This is a genomic window from Collimonas fungivorans, from assembly GCF_001584145.1.
In the GTDB taxonomy this organism is placed as follows: domain Bacteria; phylum Pseudomonadota; class Gammaproteobacteria; order Burkholderiales; family Burkholderiaceae_D; genus Collimonas; species Collimonas fungivorans.
Genome location: NZ_CP013232.1, coordinates 734,281 through 753,926 on the forward strand (window position 1 = coordinate 734,281; position 19,646 = coordinate 753,926).

At 59.2% G+C, this 19,646-nt stretch carries 18 protein-coding genes; 12 read left to right on the top strand and 6 right to left on the bottom strand.

Annotated features, from left to right (window positions below; translation table 11 throughout):
• Positions 1–63: 63 nt before the first annotated feature.
• Positions 64–1,077: a porphobilinogen synthase gene (gene hemB / locus CFter6_RS03090; RefSeq protein ID WP_061538677.1), complete on the bottom strand. Its 1,014-nt coding sequence runs from the start codon at positions 1,075–1,077 to the stop codon at positions 64–66.
• A 238-nt stretch (positions 1,078–1,315) separates the two neighbouring features.
• Positions 1,316–2,035, bottom strand: coding sequence for a ribosome biogenesis GTP-binding protein YihA/YsxC (gene yihA / locus CFter6_RS03095; RefSeq protein WP_061538678.1), 720 nt, complete (start codon positions 2,033–2,035; stop codon positions 1,316–1,318).
• A gap of 199 nt (positions 2,036–2,234) precedes the next feature.
• On the opposite strand from yihA, the gene CFter6_RS03100 reads away from it, so the two are divergent.
• From CFter6_RS03100 to CFter6_RS03125, 6 genes are all read left to right on the top strand, one after another.
• Complete coding sequence (locus CFter6_RS03100) at positions 2,235–2,909, top strand: c-type cytochrome (protein ID WP_061538679.1); 675 nt, start codon at positions 2,235–2,237, stop codon at positions 2,907–2,909.
• 74 nt (positions 2,910–2,983) lie between these two features.
• Positions 2,984–5,155: a cytochrome c biogenesis protein ResB gene (locus CFter6_RS03105; RefSeq protein ID WP_061538680.1), complete on the top strand. Its 2,172-nt coding sequence runs from the start codon at positions 2,984–2,986 to the stop codon at positions 5,153–5,155.
• Between the two features lie 93 nt (positions 5,156–5,248).
• Positions 5,249–6,394: a c-type cytochrome biogenesis protein CcsB gene (gene ccsB / locus CFter6_RS03110; RefSeq protein WP_061538681.1), complete on the top strand. Its 1,146-nt coding sequence runs from the start codon at positions 5,249–5,251 to the stop codon at positions 6,392–6,394.
• 4 nt (positions 6,395–6,398) lie between these two features.
• On the top strand, positions 6,399–7,058 hold the full coding sequence (locus tag CFter6_RS03115) for an HAD family hydrolase (RefSeq protein ID WP_061538682.1): 660 nt from the start codon (positions 6,399–6,401) through the stop codon (positions 7,056–7,058).
• A gap of 94 nt (positions 7,059–7,152) precedes the next feature.
• Positions 7,153–8,133: a protein-methionine-sulfoxide reductase catalytic subunit MsrP gene (gene msrP, locus CFter6_RS03120; protein WP_061542190.1), complete on the top strand. Its 981-nt coding sequence runs from the start codon at positions 7,153–7,155 to the stop codon at positions 8,131–8,133.
• A 28-nt stretch (positions 8,134–8,161) separates the two neighbouring features.
• On the top strand, positions 8,162–8,797 hold the full coding sequence (locus CFter6_RS03125; RefSeq protein WP_061538683.1) for a protein-methionine-sulfoxide reductase heme-binding subunit MsrQ: 636 nt from the start codon (positions 8,162–8,164) through the stop codon (positions 8,795–8,797).
• A gap of 20 nt (positions 8,798–8,817) precedes the next feature.
• On the opposite strand, the gene CFter6_RS03130 is transcribed toward CFter6_RS03125, so the two are convergent.
• Genes CFter6_RS03130 through lptM form a run of 3 tightly spaced genes read right to left on the bottom strand, consistent with a single transcriptional unit; the run spans position 8,818 to position 11,149 of the window.
• Positions 8,818–9,585: a transporter gene (locus CFter6_RS03130; RefSeq protein ID WP_061538684.1), complete on the bottom strand. Its 768-nt coding sequence runs from the start codon at positions 9,583–9,585 to the stop codon at positions 8,818–8,820.
• A 22-nt stretch (positions 9,586–9,607) separates the two neighbouring features.
• Positions 9,608–10,894 (bottom strand): diaminopimelate decarboxylase, encoded by a 1,287-nt coding sequence (lysA, locus tag CFter6_RS03135; RefSeq protein WP_061538685.1) that lies wholly within the window; start codon positions 10,892–10,894, stop codon positions 9,608–9,610.
• 9 nt (positions 10,895–10,903) lie between these two features.
• Positions 10,904–11,149 (bottom strand): LPS translocon maturation chaperone LptM, encoded by a 246-nt coding sequence (gene lptM, locus CFter6_RS24870; RefSeq protein WP_082814570.1) that lies wholly within the window; start codon positions 11,147–11,149, stop codon positions 10,904–10,906.
• A gap of 41 nt (positions 11,150–11,190) precedes the next feature.
• Here lptM and cyaY point away from each other — a divergent pair, with 41 nt between their 5' ends.
• From cyaY to CFter6_RS03165, 6 genes are all read left to right on the top strand, one after another.
• Positions 11,191–11,517 carry an iron donor protein CyaY gene (gene cyaY, locus CFter6_RS03140; protein WP_061538686.1) on the top strand — a complete coding sequence of 109 codons (327 nt, stop codon included), beginning with the start codon at positions 11,191–11,193 and terminating at the stop codon, positions 11,515–11,517.
• Between the two features lie 280 nt (positions 11,518–11,797).
• Positions 11,798–12,814: an MORN repeat-containing protein gene (locus tag CFter6_RS03145; protein ID WP_061538687.1), complete on the top strand. Its 1,017-nt coding sequence runs from the start codon at positions 11,798–11,800 to the stop codon at positions 12,812–12,814.
• Between the two features lie 128 nt (positions 12,815–12,942).
• Positions 12,943–13,458 carry a hypothetical protein gene (locus CFter6_RS03150; protein WP_236904502.1) on the top strand — a complete coding sequence of 172 codons (516 nt, stop codon included), beginning with the start codon at positions 12,943–12,945 and terminating at the stop codon, positions 13,456–13,458.
• A 34-nt stretch (positions 13,459–13,492) separates the two neighbouring features.
• Positions 13,493–14,626 carry a DUF2827 domain-containing protein gene (locus tag CFter6_RS03155; protein WP_061538689.1) on the top strand — a complete coding sequence of 378 codons (1,134 nt, stop codon included), beginning with the start codon at positions 13,493–13,495 and terminating at the stop codon, positions 14,624–14,626.
• Between the two features lie 28 nt (positions 14,627–14,654).
• Positions 14,655–15,809 (top strand): DUF2827 domain-containing protein, encoded by a 1,155-nt coding sequence (locus CFter6_RS03160; RefSeq protein WP_061538690.1) that lies wholly within the window; start codon positions 14,655–14,657, stop codon positions 15,807–15,809.
• The gene (locus CFter6_RS03165; protein ID WP_061538691.1) at positions 15,806–16,954 is read left to right on the top strand and encodes a DUF2827 domain-containing protein; all 1,149 of its coding nucleotides are present in this window, start codon (positions 15,806–15,808) and stop codon (positions 16,952–16,954) included. Before CFter6_RS03160 ends, CFter6_RS03165 begins: the two co-directional genes overlap by 4 nt.
• A 62-nt stretch (positions 16,955–17,016) precedes the next feature.
• On the opposite strand, the gene CFter6_RS03170 is transcribed toward CFter6_RS03165, so the two are convergent.
• Positions 17,017–19,389, bottom strand: coding sequence for a penicillin-binding protein 1A (locus tag CFter6_RS03170; RefSeq protein WP_236904503.1), 2,373 nt, complete (start codon positions 19,387–19,389; stop codon positions 17,017–17,019).
• Positions 19,390–19,646: the final 257 nt, after the last annotated feature.

A 19,646-nucleotide genomic window follows, 5' to 3' on the forward strand; every position in this document is an offset into this window, starting at 1 on the left:
CTCGATGGAAAACAGGGCCGTGTTTTTGTAATCCGGCACGGCCCTTTTTCCAGTAGCCGGCGTTTAGCCTTTTTTCAGGTGGCGGGCGATGTCCAGCGCAAAATATGTCAGCACGCCGTCGGCCCCGGCGCGCTTGAATGCCAGCATGGCTTCCATCATAGTCTTGTCATGGTCCAGCCAGCCGTTCTGGGCGGCAGCCTTGATCATCGCGTATTCGCCGCTGACCTGGTAGGCGAAGGTCGGCACCTTGAATTCGTCTTTCACGCGACGCACGATATCCAGGTAAGGCATGCCCGGCTTGACCATCACCATGTCAGCGCCTTCGGCCAGGTCCAGCGCGACTTCATGCAAAGCCTCGTTGCTGTTGGCCGGGTCCATCTGATAAGTGTTCTTGTTGCTCTTGCCAAGCGTGGCGGATGAACCCACGGCGTCGCGGAACGGCCCGTAAAACGCCGAAGCGTACTTGGCCGAATACGCCATGATGCGGGTATAGATGTGGTGGTGGGTTTCCAGGGCATGGCGGATGGCGCCGATGCGGCCGTCCATCATGTCGGAGGGCGCGACGATATCGACGCCGGCGTCGGCCTGCGTCAGCGCCTGCTTGACCAGGATGGCGCAGGTTTCGTCATTGAGCACATAACCGTCGGCATTCAGCACGCCGTCCTGACCGTGGCTGGTGTAGGGGTCGAGGGCGACGTCGGTCAGGATGCCGAGTTCGGGAAAGCGCTGTTTCAGTTCGCGCACGGCGTGCGGGATCAAGCCTTGCGGATTGGTGGCTTCGATGCCGTCCGGGGTTTTCAGCGACGGATTGATGACCGGGAATAAAGCGATGACCGGAATTCCCAAAGCCACGCATTCTTCTGCCACATTTAACAGCAGGTCAATTGACAGACGTTCAACTCCCGGCATCGAATTGATTTTTTCGCGCTGATTCTTGCCATCCAGTATGAAGACCGGATAAATCAGGTCGGCGGTGGTGATGGTGTTCTCCCGCATCATCGCGCGCGAAAACGCATCTTTGCGCATGCGGCGCATGCGGATGGCTGGAAACTGGGCGGTTTTCTGAGAATGTGGCATGTCGGTTTCTGAGATATCAAGTGGGTGGAAAGCGAACTTGCAGCTTACTTCGCTAATATTTTCGCCGAAAAATAAAAAAGTCGTGAACTTTTTCGGGTCAGTCCTTCTCCTAGCAATAGGTGCATCATTCGCCTCCCGCTTCCCTCCCTGAGCGGGGCCGTATCGCTTTTGGTGATAAGGCATTGTGCCCTGGAGATATTCCCCTTTCTCCAGGGCTTTTTTATGTTTAGTGCAGTTACTAAACTTTCTCTTCGTCGTCGCCCGCTGCAGTTGCGTCAGGCACATCACCGGCCGCGCCTGTCAGGCCAGCCAGTTCCAGGATTCGGTCATTGGCTTCTTCCAGCCCGCTGCGGTTCAGCGCCGAAAACAGCTGTGCGGTAAATGGCAGTTGCTGATTGTTTTCATCGACATAGCTCGCCAGGAAAGTACGGGCCTGGCGCAGCGCGTTGGTGGCGTCGTTGCGGTTGAGCTTGTCGGATTTGCTCAAGATGCAATGAATCGGCTTGCCGGTAGGCGCAAACCATTCCACCATTTGCACATCGAGTTCAGTAAACGGACGGCGCGAGTCGACGATCAGCACCAGCGCCGCCAACTGCTGGCGGCGGCGCACATAGTCGCCGAGCAATTGCTGCCAGTGCAGCTTGGCCGAACCGGACACTTCCGCATAGCCATAACCCGGGAGGTCGACCAGCAAGGCGCGGATCTCGTCGATCTTGGTTTCATCCTTGCGATGCTGGGCGACATGGGCGCCGCCTATGGAAAAATAATTGATGTGCTGGGTACGGCCAGGTGTTTTAGACGCAAAAGCCAGCTTCTTCTGATTGCACAAAAGATTGATGGCGGTCGATTTGCCGGCGTTGGAACGGCCGGCAAAAGCGATCTCCGGGACTTGCAAAGTTGGCAAGTCTCGAAGATGATTGACCGTGGTAAAGAAGCGGGCTTGCCAAAGTAGGGACATGGATTGAGCAGAAAATGCGGTAAGGGGAGGCAAAAATGCCGGAAAGCTATTGTACAATAAGGGGTTATGTACTGCTGTTCCGCTTAGCATTACCTTATACACGGCTGATGGCCTTTGGGAGCCAGGCGATCAGCTGATGTAGCTTAGCCGGCCAGCTTCGTCGCCACCGAATTCTAAAATCAAGTCTCAGGGTGTTTGAATGAACCGTGCGTTTTTTCCAGTAGTGACATCTTTCTTCGTTGCAGTGCTTGCGCTTTCCTCGGTTGCCCATGCGGCGGATGCGCCGAAGATTCAACCCGCCGGGCCTGCCAAAGCGGATCCAGCCAAGGGCGAAGCACTGTATACCAATGGCGACGCAGCGCGCAACATCACTGCCTGTGTCTCCTGCCACGGAGCTGCAGGCGCCTCGACCATCAGCGCCAACCCGAAACTGGGCGGCCAGCATGCGGCATATATCCACAAGCAATTGACGGATTTCCAGGGCGCCGGCCGCAGTAACCCGATCATGTCGCCGCTGGCCAAGTTGCTGACCGACGATGAAATGAAAAACATCGCCGCCTACCTGGATGCGCAGCCAGCCAAGCCGGGCGCCGCCAAGGACAAGGATAGCCTGGCGCTGGGCAAGAAAATCTATCGCGGCGGGATTGCCGAAAAGAGTGTTCCGGCCTGCGCCGGCTGCCACAGCCCGAACGGCGCCGGCATCCCGGCCCAGTTCCCACGCATCGGCGGCCAGCACCAGGACTACACGGTGACCGAGCTGACCAATTTCCGCACCGGCGCCCGCAAGAATGGCCCGATGATGGCGACGATCGCCAAGCGCATGTCGGATGATGAAATCAAGGCGGTTGCCGATTACATCGCCGGACTGAGATAAGAAAATAATAATAGTTCGCGAATTCAGGGGTGGCCTAGGCCGCCCCTTTTTCTTTTCAAAAAGACAAATTGGTTATGAGCACAAGTAACAGCGAAGTCAAGGTTGACGAGATAACTACAGCGGGAATCCAGTTGAAGACCAGCCGGCGCTGGCTGGCTGACGCGGTGGAATTATTGTCATCGATGCGGTTCGCCATCAGCCTGCTGACGATCATCGCGGTCGCCTCGGTGATCGGCACGGTGCTCAAGCAGAATGAACCGATGCCGAACTACGTCAACCAGTTTGGTCCGTTCTGGTTCGAGGTGTTCGGCAAGCTGGGTTTGTACGCGGTGTATTCATCCTGGTGGTTCCTGCTGATCATGACCTTCCTGGTGATTTCGACTTCCCTGTGCATCGCGCGCAATGCGCCGAAGATGATCAAGGACGTGCGCAGCTGGCGTGAAAACGTGCGCGAGCAGTCGCTGCGCAACTTCCACCACAAGGCGGAATGGACTTCGGCTACGGCGCCGGCCGAACTGGCGCGGCAGCTGGCGGAACGGATTGCCGCCAAGGGCTACAAGACCAAGCTGGTGGCGAAAGACAACGCCACCCTGATCAGCGCCAAGCAGGGCGCCGCCAACAAATGGGGCTACATCTTTGCCCACAGCGCGATCGTGATCATCTGCATCGGCGGCCTGCTGGATTCGGACCTGCCGATACGCGCCCAGCAATGGCTGTACGGTAAAACGCCGTTCAACGGCAACGGCATCATCGCCCAGATCCCGGAAGAGCACCGGCTGGGGCTGGGCAATCCCACCTTCCGCGGCAATACCCTGATCCCGGAAGGCTCCGCCAGCAGCACCGCCATCATCCCGCAAAAAGACGGCGTGATGATCCAGGATCTGCCGTTCACCATCCAGCTCAAGAAATTCATCATCGATTTCTACAGCACCGGCATGCCCAAGCTGTTCGCCAGCGAAGTGGTGATCCGGGATAACGCCGACGGCCATACTTTCGCGGCCACCATCAAGGTCAACCAGCCCTTGATCTACAAGGGCATCGCGGTCTACCAGTCGAGCTTCGAAGATGGCGGCAGCAAACTCAAGCTGACCGCCTATCCGATGGCCGGCGCCGGCACTGCCAGCTTCCCGGTGAGCGGCGAAGTCAACGGCACCACGCCGTTAGTCAATAACGGCAATACCGACTATACGATTGAATGGTCTGGTTTCCGTCCGTTTAACGTGGAAAATATGGCGCAATCGGGTGACGATCTGCGCGCCGTGACCAAGGCCAAGAGCCTCAACCAGCGCCTGGGCGAGGATCTGAGCAGCCACCTTGGCAATGCGGCGAAAAGCGCCAACAAGAAGGATTTGAGGAATGTCGGCCCTAGCGTGCAGTACAAACTGCGCGACAAGACCGGCCAGGCGCGCGAATTCAGCAATTACATGCAGTCGATCAAGGTCGACGATGCCTATGTGTTCCTGGCCGGAGTGCGCGACACGCCGGACGAGCCGTTCCGCTATTTGCGCATTCCCGCCGATGACGAAGATACCGTGCAAGAGTGGATGCGCATGCGGGCGGCGCTGCTGAATCCGGAATTGCGCCAGGCGGCGGCGCATCGCTATGCACAACGCGCGATTCCCGAAAGCCGGGAGGGCATCGCCACCCTGCGCGTACAGCTGGAGCAATCGGCCATGCGCGGTTTGTCTTTGTTTGCCGGCAGCGACAAACAGGTCGGCGGGCAGGCCGGCGAATTGGCTGGATATTTGGCGATTTCCAAGTTCCTGGAGCAAGTGCCGCCGCAGGAGCAGGAAAAAGCCGCGGACATTTTCATGAAGATCCTCAACGGCAGCATGTGGGACTTGTGGCAAGTTGCGCGGGAGAAAGATGGATTGAAGCAACTGCCGGCAGATGAAAAGCACGCCCGCTTCCTGCAGCTCGCCACCAATGCACTGTCGGATGCAAGCTTCTATAATGCGCCTGTATATCTGCAAATGACCGGTTTTGACGAGATCAAGGCGTCGGTGTTCCAGGTCACCCGTTCGCCGGGCAAGAAAGTGGTGTACCTGGGTTGCCTGCTGCTGGTGCTGGGCGTGTTCTCGATGCTGTATGTGCGTGAGCGCAGGTTGTGGGTGTGGATCCGTCCGGACCAGGATGCGGCTGGGCAGTCGCATGCATTGATGGCGATGAGCTCACAGCGTAAGACGCTTGATTTCGAAAAAGAGTTTGAAGTGTTAAGAACACAATTAAAGCAGTCTGAAGCATAGATTGCCGGCTCTGCGCGATTGCGGGGCAAGGCAGGCAGAGACAAGAGTTCCGTTGCGCCTCCGGCGCAGTAGCGGAACGATATGGAGAAAATGATGGAACTGACGCAAACATATTCCCCGCCCAGCAGCTTCATCAAGCGCCTGTCGGTGCTTGACTGGCTGTTTGCCGTGGCGCTGGTGGCAGCTTCGCTGTTCGCCCTGAACCGCTACGGCAGCCACATGGATTACTACGAAAAAGGCGTGCTGCTGCTGGCCGCGCCGACGTTCGCCTGGCTCGGCTGGCACTGGAAATCGGTGCGCTGGCTGATGGCTTTGCTGGCGTTGCTGTCGCTGTCGGCCATCGCCATGTATGGCGGTGTGCTGGACATGGCCAACCAGAAATTCTTCCTGAAGTACATGCTCTCCAGCCAGTCGGCGATCCTGTGGATGAGCATGCTGTTTTTCCTGTCGACCCTGTTCTTCTGGGGCGGCTTGATCACGCGCTCTGACTTTGGCGCATCGATCGGCTCCAAGCTGTGCTGGGCGGCGGTGGTGATGGGCTTCACCGGCATGCTGGTGCGCTGGTACGAGTCTTACCTGATCGGCGCCGATATCGGCCATATTCCTATTTCCAACCTGTACGAAGTGTTCGTGCTGTTCAGCCTGATCACCGCGCTGTTTTACCTGTACTACGAACAGCATTACCGCACCCGGCAGCTGGGCGCGTTCGTGCTGCTGGTGATCTCGGCCGCGGTCGGCTTCCTGCTGTGGTACATGGTGTCGCGCGACGCCGCCGAAATCCAGCCGCTGGTGCCGGCGCTGCAAAGCTGGTGGATGAAGATCCATGTGCCGGCCAATTTCATCGGCTACGGCACTTTTGCGCTGTCGGCGATGGTGGCGGTGGCCTACCTGCTGAAATCGCATGGCTACCTGGTCGACCGCCTGCCGGCGCTGGAAGTGCTGGACGACGTCATGTACAAGGCGATCGCCGTCGGCTTCACCTTCTTTACCATCGCCACCATTCTCGGCGCGCTGTGGGCAGCCGAAGCATGGGGCGGCTACTGGTCCTGGGATCCGAAGGAAACCTGGGCGCTGATCGTCTGGCTCAACTACGCGGCATGGCTGCACATGCGGCTGATGAAGGGCTTGCGCGGCCAGGTCGCGGCCTGGTGGGCGCTGATTGGCCTGCTGGTGACGACCTTCGCTTTCCTCGGCGTGAACATGTTCCTGTCTGGCTTGCATTCATACGGAGAACTTTGATCAGATGGCAAAGCAGGAAACCGCAGCTGTAGATTTAGTGATTTTCGATTGCGACGGCACGCTGGTTGACAGTGAAACGGTGGCAACCGACGTGATGGTGGACTACCTGGCCGAGCTGGGCATGCCGCTGTCGGCCGAGCTGGCGCTGGAGCGCTTCAAGGGCGGCCGGATGGCCGATTGCGTGGCCGAGCTGGAGCAGATGTTCGGCCGCTCGCTGCCGTCCGATTTTACCAAGGTCCTGCGTGACCGCATCGCACCGGTGCTGCACCAGCGCCTGCAGCCGATCGAAGGCGCGCTGGAACTGGTGCAATCGCTGAAAGTGCCGTTTTGCATGGCCTCCAACGGCCCTTTGCACCAGATCAAGGTGTCGCTCAGCGTCACCGGGCTGTGGCCCTATTTCGAAGGGCGCATTTTCAGCGCCTATGACGTAGGTTCCTGGAAGCCGGCGCCAGACCTGTTCCTGCACGCCGCCAGGACCATGGGCGTCGAACCTTCGCGTTGCGCAGTGGTGGAAGACAGCTTGCCCGGCGTGCAGGCGGGCGTGGCGGCCGGCATGCAGGTATTCGCCTTGCAGCCGGAGCAGGTCGAAGCGAAGCTGCCGAAACAGGCTAAAGTGATTTCCCGGCTGGCGGAATTGCACGAGCATATCAATATCGCTGGATAAGCCGGGCCGGCAGGTTTCTGGCCTGTCCTTGTAAGGAATCGTCAGCTGCCCTGACTAAGCATTATTAGCCACATCAATTTTGCCGGAGATGTACATGCCGCTCTATCGTCGCCCTAACGGAATCGATCTCCCGTTTTCTTCCGAAATCACGCCGCGTGAAGTATTTGAATCGCGCCGCAGCTTCATGCGCCAACTTGCCGTAGGCGCGGCAGGCGCGGGCGGTTTGCTGGAGCTTTCGGCGGGCGAGGCCTGGGCTCAGGCCGGCGGCGCCCAGAAACTGGCGGCGAAAGCCAATCCTGCGTATGTGGTGATGGACAAGGCGACGCCTTTCAAGGACGCCACCACTTATAACAATTTCTATGAGTTCGGCACCGAGAAGACCGATCCTGCCGAAAATGCCGGGACATTAAAAACGCGGCCATGGACGATTGCCATCGAAGGCGAAGTCAAGAAGCCGCTGACCCTGGATATCGACAGTCTGCTGAAACTGGCGCCGCTGGAAGAGCGTATCTACCGGCTGCGCTGCGTCGAGGGCTGGTCGATGGTGATTCCCTGGACCGGTTATTCCCTGTCTGCATTGATCAAGAAAGTGGAACCTACCGGCAACGCCAAGTACGTTGAATTCACGACGCTGGCCGACAACCGCCAGATGCCGGGTTTGCGTGCGCCGGTGCTGGAATGGCCGTATATCGAAGGCTTGCGCATGGATGAAGCCATGCATCCGCTGGCCCTGCTGGCCTTCGGCATGTACGGCCAGGTATTGCCGAACCAGAACGGCGCGCCGGTGCGCATGGTGCTGCCCTGGAAGTACGGCTTCAAGTCCGCCAAGTCGATCGTCAAGATCCGCTTCCTCAAGGAGCAGCCGCGCACGGCCTGGAACATCGCCGCCGCGCGCGAGTACGGTTTTTATTCCAACGTCAATCCGGATGTCGATCACCCGCGCTGGTCGCAAGCTACCGAGCGCCGCATCGGCGAAGACGGTTTTTTCACCAAGAAGCGCAAGACCTTGATGTTCAACGGCTACAACGAGGTCGCCCCGCTGTATGCCGGCATGGACCTGAAGAAGTTCTTCTAGAGCGGCACAGAGAGCGAGAGCGCGCAGCATGTTCAATCCAACGCCCAGGCAATTCACGTTCCTGAAAGCCTTCCTGTTCGCACTGGCATTGCTGCCGGCCGCACGCCTGCTGCTGTTCGGGTTTACCGGCCGCCTGGGCGCCAACCCTATCGAATTCATCACGCGCAGCAGCGGCGACTGGACCCTGTATTTCCTTTGCATCACCTTGGCAGTGACGCCGCTGCGGCGTTTCACCAACTGGAACTGGCTTGTCAAATTGCGTCGCATGCTGGGGCTGTTCGCCTTCTTTTATGCCTGCCTGCATTTCACGACTTTCCTCTGGTTCGATCATTTTTTTGATATCGGCGAGATGTTAAAGGACGTCGTCAAGCGCCCTTTCATTACTGTCGGTTTCATTGCTTTCGTGCTGCTCATACCGCTGGCACTGACCAGCACCAACGGCATGATCCGCCGCCTGGGTGGCAAGCGCTGGCAGTGGCTGCATCGCAGCCTGTATGCGATTGCCATGCTGGGCATCTTGCATTTCTGGTGGATGCGCGCCGGCAAGCACAATTTCGAAAAGCCGATTGTGTTCGGTGCAATCGTCGCCTTGCTGCTGCTGGTGCGGGTGTACTTCGCATTACGTAGCCGCAGCAACCGCAGCGGCCAGCGGATTTCGGCTTAGAAGCGGGCTTAGAAGCGGGCTCAGAAGCGCCAGGTAACGCCTACCCCGACCTGACGCTGGACCTGCGCCGCGCAGGCGCCGCAGCCGAGGCCGAACTTGATGCCGGCATCGAGGTCAAGATTGGGATTCGGGGAATAGATCGCACCGGTCAGGAGATAACCGGGATTGCTGCTGGCGTGGCGGTCACCGCTGCTGTCGCTGGCGCGTTCGGTATTGCTGACGACGCCGCCGTCGAACACCAGGCTCCACTTCGGATCCAGCGCATACAGCGCAGAGGCGGAAGCGCGCCAGATCATGGTGCGGTTGGCCTGCCGGTCGGCCAGCAGGCGATAGCGGTTGTAATAGGCCTGCAGGTTGCCGCTGAAGGCCCAGGAATCGATCTGGTAGCTGGCGATCAGCGTCAGGGACATGCTGCTGCGGCCGTGGCCCAGCCCTCGCTCAGGATCACCGCTGGGCAGCGTCAGTTCCGGTTTGAGGCCAAGGCTGAAATCGCCGTCTTCCAGGAAGCGCCATTTAACACCTAGCGCGACATCGTTGATGCCTGACGGGCTGGATAAGGTCGCCGGCGGATTGGCATACAGATCGACATTTTTCAGCAAGCCGTAGGTGTAGGTGAAATTCACTACGTGGCTATGGATCGCATCCTGGCGCAGCCAGTCGGTGTTCAGTTCGATCTGGCGGTTGCCGCTGTCCTGGGTGCTGGTATCGTCGGTCACCAGCGGATGGGCGGCGTGTGCGGCCTGGATCAGGAAACAGGAAGATATGGCGCTGAGCAAGAACTGTCGCATGGTCTTCCTGTTTCTCTGCGGCTTAGGGCGATATGAGCGATTCCAGGGAAAACAGATCTGCCGGATTTTCGCGCTGCCGGATCAGGTGCACTTGCGTGCCATCCACCATCACTTCAGCCGCGCGGCCGCGCGTGTTGTAGTTGGAAGACATGGTCATGCCGTAAGCGCCGGCCGACATCAGCGCCAGCAGGTCGCCGGCTTCGATCGCCAGCGAACGGGAGCGCGCCAGCCAGTCGCCCGATTCGCATACCGGTCCGACCACGTCGTACACCTGGGTTGCCGTGCTGCGCTGGCCGACAGTCTGCACGCCATGCCAGGCTTCGTACAATGCCGGCCGCATCAAGTCGTTCATGGCGGCATCCACCACCGCAAAATTCTTGGCTTCCGAATGTTTCAGGTACTGCACTTCGGTCAGCAGGATGCCGGCATTGCCGACAATCGAACGGCCCGGTTCAAACATCACCTTGATCGGCGCGCCCTGGTATTTTTCTTCACGCCAGGCATTGATGCGGGCAAACAGGCGGCCCAGGTAGTCGCCGATCACGACCGGCTGTTCATCGTCATAGGTAATGCCGATACCGCCGCCGATATCCAGATGATGCAAATGGATGCCTTCGCTCGCCAGCCGGTCAACCAGCTCGATCAGCTTGTCCAGCGCTTCCAGCATGGGCGCGTCGTCCAGCAGCTGCGAACCGATGTGGCAATCGATGCCGGCGACGTCGATGTGCGGCAGCGCCGCGGCGGTGCGGTAGCAGGACAGGGCTTCGTCGTAGGCCACGCCGAATTTGTTTTCCTTGAGGCCGGTCGAGATGTAAGGGTGGGTCTTGGCGTCGACGTCAGGATTCACGCGCAGCGAGATGGCGGCGCGTTTTCCCATGGCACCGGCAACTTCGTTCAGGCGGTGCAGTTCCGGCACCGACTCGACGTTGAAGCAGAGGATGTCGTGCGACAAAGCCAGGCGCATTTCCTCGCGCGATTTGCCGACGCCGGAAAAAATTACCTTGGACGGATCGCCGCCGGCGGCGATTACGCGCAATAATTCGCCACCCGAGACGATATCGAAACCGGAGCCGAGCTGATTCAGCACTTGCAGCACAGCCAGGTTGGAGTTGGATTTGACCGAATAGCAGATCAGCGCGCCATCCGGTTCCTGGCTGTGTTGCTTGCAGGCATTTGCGTAAGCTGAAAAATTGGCTGTCAGCGCGGCTTTGGAGTAGACGTAGGTGGGGCTGCCAAATTGCTGCGAAATGGCGTTCAGCGCGACGTTTTCAGCGTGCAGGACGCCATTCTTGTATGAAAAATACGACATAGAGGCAACTTATCTGGTGACGGGTATTGTTGTTGGTATATCCACGGCTTCCGGCTGCGCCGGGGTAATGGCTTCGTCAGATGTCGCTGGGGCAACATTCGGCTTGGCTGGCGCCGGGGCGGTCCTGACAATAGGCGGCGGCAGCTTGGCCGGCATGAACAGCGGGCCTTTCTGGCCGCAGGCGGCCAGGCTGAGCGTAACGGGGATCATGGCAACGATCGCTACGATACGCGGCAAATCAAAAATAGGCTTCACGGATTAGAATCACAGTTTAACGAAATGGATTGGAGTGTAGCATGACAGAATCAGAATTCCTGGCTGCGGCGGAGGCCGCCCTGGGCAAGATCGAGACCGCGCTGGAGCAGGCTGCCGACCATACCGACCTGGATGTGGAATGCAGCCGCAGCGGCAATGTGCTGGAAATCGAATTTGTCGACAACGGCAGCAAGATCATCGTCAACAGCCAGGCGCCGATGCAGGAATTATGGATTGCCGCCAAATCCGGCGGTTTCCACTACCGGCAGCAGGGCGGCAGCTGGGTCAATACCCGCGACGGTACAGAGTTTTTTGCCGCACTGTCGGGCATGATCAGCGCCCAGGGCGGTGTGCCGGTAGTGCTGTAAATTTTTCTTGGCGGCGCGGCTGGGCAAGCGATTTCTCCGGCCGCATTTGTCGTAAGATATGAACAATACAATGTTGTTTTGATACGCTCGCCGGCCGGCAGGGTTTTGGGCCTGAAAAAAAACGGTAGCAAGGAGTTGTTCAACGCTGTTCAACTATCGATAGCCACCAATGAACACGACAATCAGCACGATAATAAGCAGGGATTCGGAAGAACCAGGTGATTCGAGTTCGGCCTGCGACGCGGCAGGTTATCGATCTCGGCCATTGGCGAGGAATGGGATGCAAGCCGTGCTACTGGCTTGCGCATTGCTGGCCGCGACGGTGGGTGCACCAGCTGCGGCAGGGGCCGCCAACGCTCCCGCTGCGGCCGGTGCGACCACCCTGCAGGCGAACAGCGGTGCGGCCGAAACGCCCCGGCACTGGGCTGCGGACACCAGCAACGGCTGTAAGGTCTGGAGCCCGGGGGCGCTCAACCGCGACGTCACGGTGCGCTGGAGCGGGCGCTGCGAGAACGACCTGGCGCAAGGTCCCGGCACCGTGCGCTGGCTCAACAGCAACAAGCAGGTGTCCGAGCTGACCGGCAACATGGAGCAGGGAAAAATGCGCGGCCACACCACGGGCGTGGAAGAACCCGGCAATCGTTTTGACGGCATGTTTATCGACTCCCTGCCGGAAGGTGAAGGCAGGGTGACTTTTGTCGACGGCTCCGTGTATAGCGGACAATGGCATCGCGGCCACCAGCTGGGCTACGGGATCATGACATTTCCGCCGGCGCACCCGCAATACCAGGAGATGCTGAGCGACGGCAAAGGCCGGCGAGCCGAGAATGGCATCTATGTGCTGCGCGGCTGGTGGGAGGGAAAAGACTTCATCCTCCCATGCGACAGCGAGGATGAGTGTGAAAAGGCCGTGGTAGTCATGATGAAGCGCGAACAAGCTGCGGCGGCTGCCAAGGCCGGTGTGGTCGCTCCGGCGCCGGTGGCTGTCCCGGCTGTAGAACCTGCCGTACCTGCAACGCCGGCGCCGGCAGTTCCCGCGGCGGAGCCTGCGGCAACACCATCGACCCTGCCTGCCATGGAGTCAACTGCACCGCCGGCAACGCCCGCCACGGAACCTGCGCCAGCAACACCGCCGCCCGGTGCGCCTGATATCCAGCCGCTGCCGGCGGCAACCGCGCCGATACCGGAACCCGCCATGGAGCCGGTGCCGGCCGAGGTGCCTGTGCCGGAACCAACAACCCCTGCTACCTCGGATGCCGGATTCGGCGTCCCGCTTACCATAAACGGATTCAGCTGATGATGCATGCACCGCCTATTTCTGACACAAGCAAATCCACAGGTTTACCAAGCGCACGCCGGCAACCATGGCTGGCACTGATCTGCACCATTCTTTTAACATCGTCGATGCCAGCCGCACGCGGGCAAATGAAGGCGGACCTGCCCGGCGCCAAGGCTACCGCTGCGGGACCGAAAAACCTGCTGGCGGAAGCGGCGCGCAGCGTCGGCATCAAGCAGTGCCAGCCGGCCATCACGCGGTTGTCGGCGCTGGCCATCAACGGCACCGGCGCCCACGATGTACTGGTGGACTGGGACCGCGCCCATCCGGATCGCGGGCCGTTCTTTTCCTTGACCGGGATCGAATATGCCGGCGCTTCGGCAGCGGTATCCATCACCGCGGTGCCGCAGGACGGCGGCGCCTGTTCGGTGTCGGCCGAGCGCATTTCGATCGCCCCGTATTCATGCAAGAGCATTGCCGACACCGAATTGAAAGGCTATAGCGCCACGCCTTTGCTGCCGACTTTCACGGTTTATGTGTCGCCGGCCGAGCCGGGCGGTTCGGTATCCCTGGTGGATTCGCCGCCGGGCTGCCTGATCATCCGCCGTTATGTGCAGTACGGCTGGACCGAGCAGACCAAAATGGCGGCGCCGGCGCGCAAATGACAGACACGATGCATCCTTACTTTGAATCCAAGACATGAGCACAGGCACTTTGCGTATCGGCATCACCATCGGTTTGCACCAGGAAAACGAATCGCTGTGGAACAACGGCATCAAGCAAAATGCCGTGTACCTGGCTGAAACGTTAAAACAATGCCCAAGCGTAGCTTCGGTGCACCTGGTCAATACCACCGCGATCGCCATCACCGCGGCGCTGCCATGGGACCAGGCGCGCTGGCCGACCGTGACTTTCGAGCAGGCCAAGGACAACCTGGATGTGCTGATCGAACTGGGCGGCCAGATCAGTGCCGACCAGACTGCTTACCTCAAGACGCAAGGATGCCGCCTGATATCCTATTGTTGCGGATTCGAGTATGTGCATGTGATGCAATCGGTATTGTTCAACCGGCCGATGTGGGGCTACGACCTGTTCGTCAACCAGCGCTACGATGCGATCTGGATGGTGCCCCAGGTTGCCACCAACAGCCAGTCCTACTTCGAGACCCTGCGCCGGCGGCCGGCGCAAGTGGTGCCGTTTGTATGGGATCCGATCTTCGTCAACCAGCGCAGCCACGGTTTTGAACATCACGGCGAATATCGTCCGCGCTCCGGTCCCAGGCGGCTCACCGTGATGGAGCCGAATAACGATATCGTGAAATTCTGCATGTATCCTGCGTTCATTGCCGAAGAAGCCTATCGGCAGCAGCCGCAAGATATCGAAATCCTGCAGGTCACCAATGCCGAGCGGCTGGCGCGCGAGAGCAAGGAATTCATTGCCGTGATGAACCAGCTGGATATCGTGCGCGAACACAAGGCGGTGTTCCTGGGGCGCTTCGACACGCCGCAGTTCCTGAGCCAGATGACCGATGTGGTGATTTCCCATCAGATCGAGAATGCGCTGAATTATTTTTATTTCGACGTCTGCTGGCAAGGTTATCCGCTGGTGCATAACGCTTACATGTGCAGCGACCTCGGTTACTACTACGAGGGCAACAATGTGAAAGAAGGCAGCCGCAGGCTGCTCGAAGTACTGAACTCGCACGACGCCGGCTGGCAGGATTATCTGGCGCGCCAGCGGCAGGCGATGAGCCGCTACCTGCCCGGCAGCCCGCAGGTGACGGCCGAGTATGAACGTTTGCTGGCGGCTTTGCTGCAACAGCCGATAGCATGACCGGATGGTTTCTCATTTTTCCTAATTCATGAAAAAAATCAATGTAGGCGTTTCCGTCTTCGCCGTCCAGGGCGCACAGCTCTGGTCCAACGGCATCAACCAGAACCTGGCGTTCCTGGTGATGCTGCTGAAACAGAGCCCGCAAGTCGGCCGCGTATTTTTGCTGAACGGCGGCGACCTCGACCACATGCCTGAGGCAATGGGTCTGGGCAGCCTTGACGTGCCGCTGGTGCGGCCCGGCGACGTCACTTTCGAACTGGATGTGGTGATCGAAATGGGCGCGCAGCTGCCGCTCGAATGGCTGCGCCACGTCCGTGCGCTGGGCGTCAAGATCATCACTTTTTTTGTCGGCCACACCTATGCCGACAATGCCGAAGCGCCGATGTTCGAGGGCGCCAGCGGCCAGATTTTCAACGGCACGCCATGGCACGAAATATGGACGCTGCCGCATCACATGAAAAGCAGCGGCCCCCTGTTGCGCACCGTGTCGCGGGTGCCGGTGTTCGCCGTGCCGCACATCTGGTCGCCGCTGTTTATCCAGGGCCAGATCGACCAGGTCGAAAAAGACGGCCATCATTTCGGCTACCGGCCACATGTCGGCGCTAGCGGCGCCGAACGGCCGGGCTGGCGCACGGCGATTTTCGAGCCGAATATCTCGGTCGTCAAAAGCTGCTTTATTCCGATGCTGGTGTGCGAGCAGGCATTCCGCCTGGACCGGCGTTCGGTGAACACCATGATGGTCATGAATACCGTGCACATGAAAGAACATCCGACTTTCAACCGTTTCGCCATCAACCTCGACCTGACGCAGCAGCATAAGGCCAGCTACGAGCCGCGCGTGGCTTTTGTCGAATGCATGGCGCAGCAGAAGATGGATGCCGTGGTTTCGCACCAGTGGGAGTGCGGCCTGAATTATCTGTACTACGACACGCTCTACGGCGGTTATCCGCTGATCCACAATTCGGAATACCTGAAGGCTGGCGGCGTCGGCATTTATTATCCGGATTTCGAAGCCAGCGCCGGCGGCCATGCCTTGCTCGACGCCTGGAACCAGGAACCTGAATTCTGGGACGACTATAAAAAAGCGGGCGCGGCTTACCTGGGCAAGCTTGATCCGGCACGCCCTGAAAACGTGGAAGCATTTGTGAAAAGACTACAGCACACCGTGGAGGGCGGGGTATGAGCCATCCCTTGAGTCATCCTCTGCCACAACGCAAGCTGCGTGTCGGCGTCACCCTGTACGTGCGTCCCGGGCCGCAATCGATATGGGAAAACGGCATCTTCCAGAACTGCGCATTCCTGGTGCAGTTGTTCAACCAGTCGCCTGCGGTCGAGCGCGCGGTGCTGGTGCTGGACGGCCAGACCGACCAGGTGAATGACGCCATGATGCTGGGCGACCTGGGGATAGACATGATCGGCCTGGAGCAGGCCATGGAAACCCTGGACGTGGTGATTGAAATGAGCGCCCAGCTGAACGAAGACTGGGTCAGGAGATTCCGCGAACGCGGCGGACGTTATGCCTGGATGCGGGTCGGCAACGACTACGTGATCGACATCGAACGCGCCATGTTCAACAAGCCGCATGGCGGCCTATGCAGCGACAAGCCCTACGATGCGGTGTGGACCCTGCCGGAGTACCTGCGCAGCTGCAAGGACTATTTCGGCCTGACGGCGCGGGCGCCGGTGCACATCGTGCCGCACCTGTGGACGCCGCTGTTCTTTGCCAAGGGCATCGCCACGCTGCCCAGCCATCTCAGCTACGGCTACCAGCCGGGTAAATCGCGCTGGCGGGTGTGCAGCTTCGAACCCAACGTCTGCATGGTGAAAACCTCGCTGCTGCCGATGCTGGCATGCGAAGAGGCATATCGGGCGCAGCCGGCATTCCTGCAGCACCTCAGCGTCTGCAATACCTTGCACCTGAAAGAGCACCTGAAGTTCTCGCAATTTGCGCGCTCGCTGGATGTGGTGAACCATGGCCTGGCTTCTTTCGAAGGACGCTTTGCGGTGTATGAATTCATGGCCAATTACGGCGATTGCATCATTTCGCATCACTGGGAAAACGGCCAGAATTACCTGTACTACGAAGCTTTGTACGGTGCTTATCCGCTGATCCACAACTCGGAGTTCATCAAGGATTACGGTTACTACTATCCGGAATTCGATTCTTTCGCCGGCGGCCAGGCGGTATTGCAGGCGTTTGCCACGCATGACGCGCAGCTGGAGGATTACCGGCGCCATGCCCAGGCCTTGCTGCGCACGCTGGATGTAAGCCTGCCGGAGAATATTGAAATTTATACCCGGCGCCTGCTGGATCTGTATTCGAATTAAAAAAGGCTTCCCTGACCGGTTCAGGGAAGCCTTTTGTTTGGCTGGCAGCCTGCCAGGCGTGATCAGAACAATTCGTTCTTGACTTCTTCCCTGGCTTTTTCTTCCTCCGTCGGCGCCGTGGCGCCGCCGCCCAGGCTTTGGGTAGCGACACCCGGCGGGTATTCCGCGTAATAGTATTCGCCGCCGGAATGGACCAGGCCTTCCGGCACCACGCGGTCTACCGTCGGCACACCCTTCAACGCCTGCTGCATGAAGCTGATCCAGATCGGCAGCGCCAGGCCGCCGCCGGTTTCCTTGTCGCCCAGGCTGCGCGGCTGGTCATAGCCCATCCAGCCGACCGCCACCAGCGATGGCTGGTAGCCGGCAAACCAGGCATCCAGCGAATCGTTGGTGGTGCCGGTCTTGCCGGCCAGGTCGGTGCGGTTGAGCGACAGCGCCTTGACTGCGGTGCCATAGCGCACTACGTCGCGCATCATGCTATCCATCATGAAAGCGTTGCGCGGATCGATGATGCGGTTGGCTTCATCGCCGGCGGTTTCCGGATGCACCTGCGACAACACGTTGCCGTTGGCGTCGGTAATCTTGCTGATGATGTAGGGACTGACTTTATAGCCGCCGTTGGCGAATACCGCGTAACCGCCCACCATTTGCAACGGCGTCACCGCGCCTGCGCCCAGGGCCAGCGTCAGGTATGGCGGATTTTTGTCAGCATCAAAGCCAAAACGCGTCACATATTCCTGTCCATATTTGGCGCCGATCTTGTCCAGGATGCGCACCGAGACCACATTCTTCGACTTGGTCAGGGCTTTGCGCATGCTCATCGGACCTTCATATTTGTTGCCGTAGTTCTTCGGTTGCCAGATCTGGCCGCCGGTCTGGCCGCCGCCGTAACTGAGCGGCGCGTCATTGATGATGGTGGCCGGCGACAAGCCTTTTTCCAAGGAAGCGGAATAGATGAAGGGCTTGAACGACGAACCCGGCTGGCGCCAGGCCTGGGTGACGTGGTTGAATTTGTTGCGGTTGAAATCAAAACCGCCGATCAGGGCGCGCACGGCGCCGTCCTTGGTGTCGGCGGCGACAAACGCCGATTCCACCGCCGGCATCTGCGTGATGGTCCAGTTTTTACCATCCAGCATGACGCGGATGATGGCGCCGCGCTTGACCTTGCGCTGCGGCGGCGCTTTGTCGCTCAGCAGGTTGGTGGCGATGCCCAGGCCGGCGCCGCTGATGCTGATTTCCTGGCCCGAGGACAGCACCGCGCGCACCAGTTTCGGGTTTGCCTCCAGCACCACCGCAGCGACGATCTCGTCGCTGTCGGGATGGTCGGCCAGCTCCACTTCGATCGCGTCTTCGGCTTCTTCCTTGGTGCCGTCGGGGATTTCCATGTAGCCCTCGGGGCCGCGATAGCCGCGCCGCTTTTCGTAATCCATGACGCCGCGGCGCAGCGCTATATACGCTGCGTCCTGGTCCGCCTTGGTGATGGTGGTGAAGACGTTGAGGCCGAGCGTATAAGTATTTTCCTTAAATTGTTCGTACACCAGCTGCCGCGCCATTTCGGAGACGAATTCGGCATGGATGCCGAACTCGCTGGCGCCGGTCTTGATGTGCAAAGCTTCATTCTTGGCCTGTTCGTACTGCGCCGCGTTGATGTAACCCAGTTGCAGCATGCGCAGCAGGATGTATTGCTGGCGCACTGTCGCCCGTTTCGGGTTGACGACCGGGTTGTTGGCCGATGGCGCCTTCGGCAGACCGGCCAGCATCGCCGCTTCCGCCGTGGTGATGTCCTGCAGCCGCTTGCCGAAATAGATTTGTGCCGCCGAAGCAAAGCCATAGGCGCGCTGGCCCAGGTAAATCTGGTTCATGTAGACCTCGAGGATCTGGTCCTTGCTCAGGTTGCGTTCGATTTTCCATGCCAACGGGATTTCGTACAGGAATTTGCGCGACGCCTTCTGGAAGAAGGTCGGCTCGTTGCTGGTCAGGAAAAAATTGCGGGCGACCTGCTGGGTGATCGTGCTGGCGCCGCCGCCGCCGCCGGTCAGGTTGGAAAAGCTGGCGCGCAAGATGCCCTGGTAGTCGACGCCGCCATGCTGATAAAAACGATCGTCTTCAATCGCCAGCACGGCTTTTTTCATCACATCTGGAATTTCGTTGATGTGCACCAGGCTGCGCCGCTCTTCGCCGAACTCGCCGATCAGCACGCCGTCAGCCGAAAAAATGCGCAGCGGGATCTTGGGTTTGTAGTCGGTGAGCGAATCCAGTTCGGGCAGATTCGGGTAAGCCATCGCCAGCATCAGGAAAAAAGTTAGGCAGCCGATAACTGCCAGGCCGACAACAATGCCAAAAAAGCCAAGCAGCAGCCGTAGCAGCAGCGGCAGGCGACGGCGCGGAGGAGGGGAGTGCTGCTGGGTGTCGCTGGCTGTGTCTGGAGGCGTCATTCGATGCGTTTTATGAAAGATGGATGCCACGCATTATAACGGCACAGCCCTTGGCTCAAAACTTGCTCTGCATCATGCGGTCTTGATGAACCGCAAACTACGTTGCGAAATTCAGACAGAAATTGTCGATAAAAAACAAATTTGGATGGGCGGAGGCGCTATGGGGCCGTTTTTTGTACTACTTAAACAATTTCCGTGCGGAAAATTTCTTTACAGTAGCCCCCTCTTATTGCTACGATTTCACGTTACAAAATTTA

Coding starts and splice junctions, on each gene's coding strand:
- CFter6_RS03170 (WP_236904503.1), bottom strand. CDS start 19,389: ATGACGCCTCCAGACACAGCCAGCGACACCCAGCAGCACTCCCCTCCT.
- CFter6_RS03155 (WP_061538689.1), top strand. CDS start 13,493: ATGAGCACAGGCACTTTGCGTATCGGCATCACCATCGGTTTGCACCAG.
- ccsB (WP_061538681.1), top strand. CDS start 5,249: ATGGAACTGACGCAAACATATTCCCCGCCCAGCAGCTTCATCAAGCGC.
- CFter6_RS03130 (WP_061538684.1), bottom strand. CDS start 9,585: ATGCGACAGTTCTTGCTCAGCGCCATATCTTCCTGTTTCCTGATCCAG.
- CFter6_RS03125 (WP_061538683.1), top strand. CDS start 8,162: ATGTTCAATCCAACGCCCAGGCAATTCACGTTCCTGAAAGCCTTCCTG.
- CFter6_RS03165 (WP_061538691.1), top strand. CDS start 15,806: ATGAGCCATCCCTTGAGTCATCCTCTGCCACAACGCAAGCTGCGTGTC.
- CFter6_RS03115 (WP_061538682.1), top strand. CDS start 6,399: ATGGCAAAGCAGGAAACCGCAGCTGTAGATTTAGTGATTTTCGATTGC.
- CFter6_RS03145 (WP_061538687.1), top strand. CDS start 11,798: ATGCAAGCCGTGCTACTGGCTTGCGCATTGCTGGCCGCGACGGTGGGT.
- CFter6_RS03160 (WP_061538690.1), top strand. CDS start 14,655: ATGAAAAAAATCAATGTAGGCGTTTCCGTCTTCGCCGTCCAGGGCGCA.
- hemB (WP_061538677.1), bottom strand. CDS start 1,077: ATGCCACATTCTCAGAAAACCGCCCAGTTTCCAGCCATCCGCATGCGC.
- lysA (WP_061538685.1), bottom strand. CDS start 10,894: ATGTCGTATTTTTCATACAAGAATGGCGTCCTGCACGCTGAAAACGTC.
- CFter6_RS03150 (WP_236904502.1), top strand. CDS start 12,943: ATGAAGGCGGACCTGCCCGGCGCCAAGGCTACCGCTGCGGGACCGAAA.
- CFter6_RS03100 (WP_061538679.1), top strand. CDS start 2,235: ATGAACCGTGCGTTTTTTCCAGTAGTGACATCTTTCTTCGTTGCAGTG.
- CFter6_RS03105 (WP_061538680.1), top strand. CDS start 2,984: ATGAGCACAAGTAACAGCGAAGTCAAGGTTGACGAGATAACTACAGCG.
- yihA (WP_061538678.1), bottom strand. CDS start 2,035: ATGTCCCTACTTTGGCAAGCCCGCTTCTTTACCACGGTCAATCATCTT.
- cyaY (WP_061538686.1), top strand. CDS start 11,191: ATGACAGAATCAGAATTCCTGGCTGCGGCGGAGGCCGCCCTGGGCAAG.
- msrP (WP_061542190.1), top strand. CDS start 7,153: ATGCCGCTCTATCGTCGCCCTAACGGAATCGATCTCCCGTTTTCTTCC.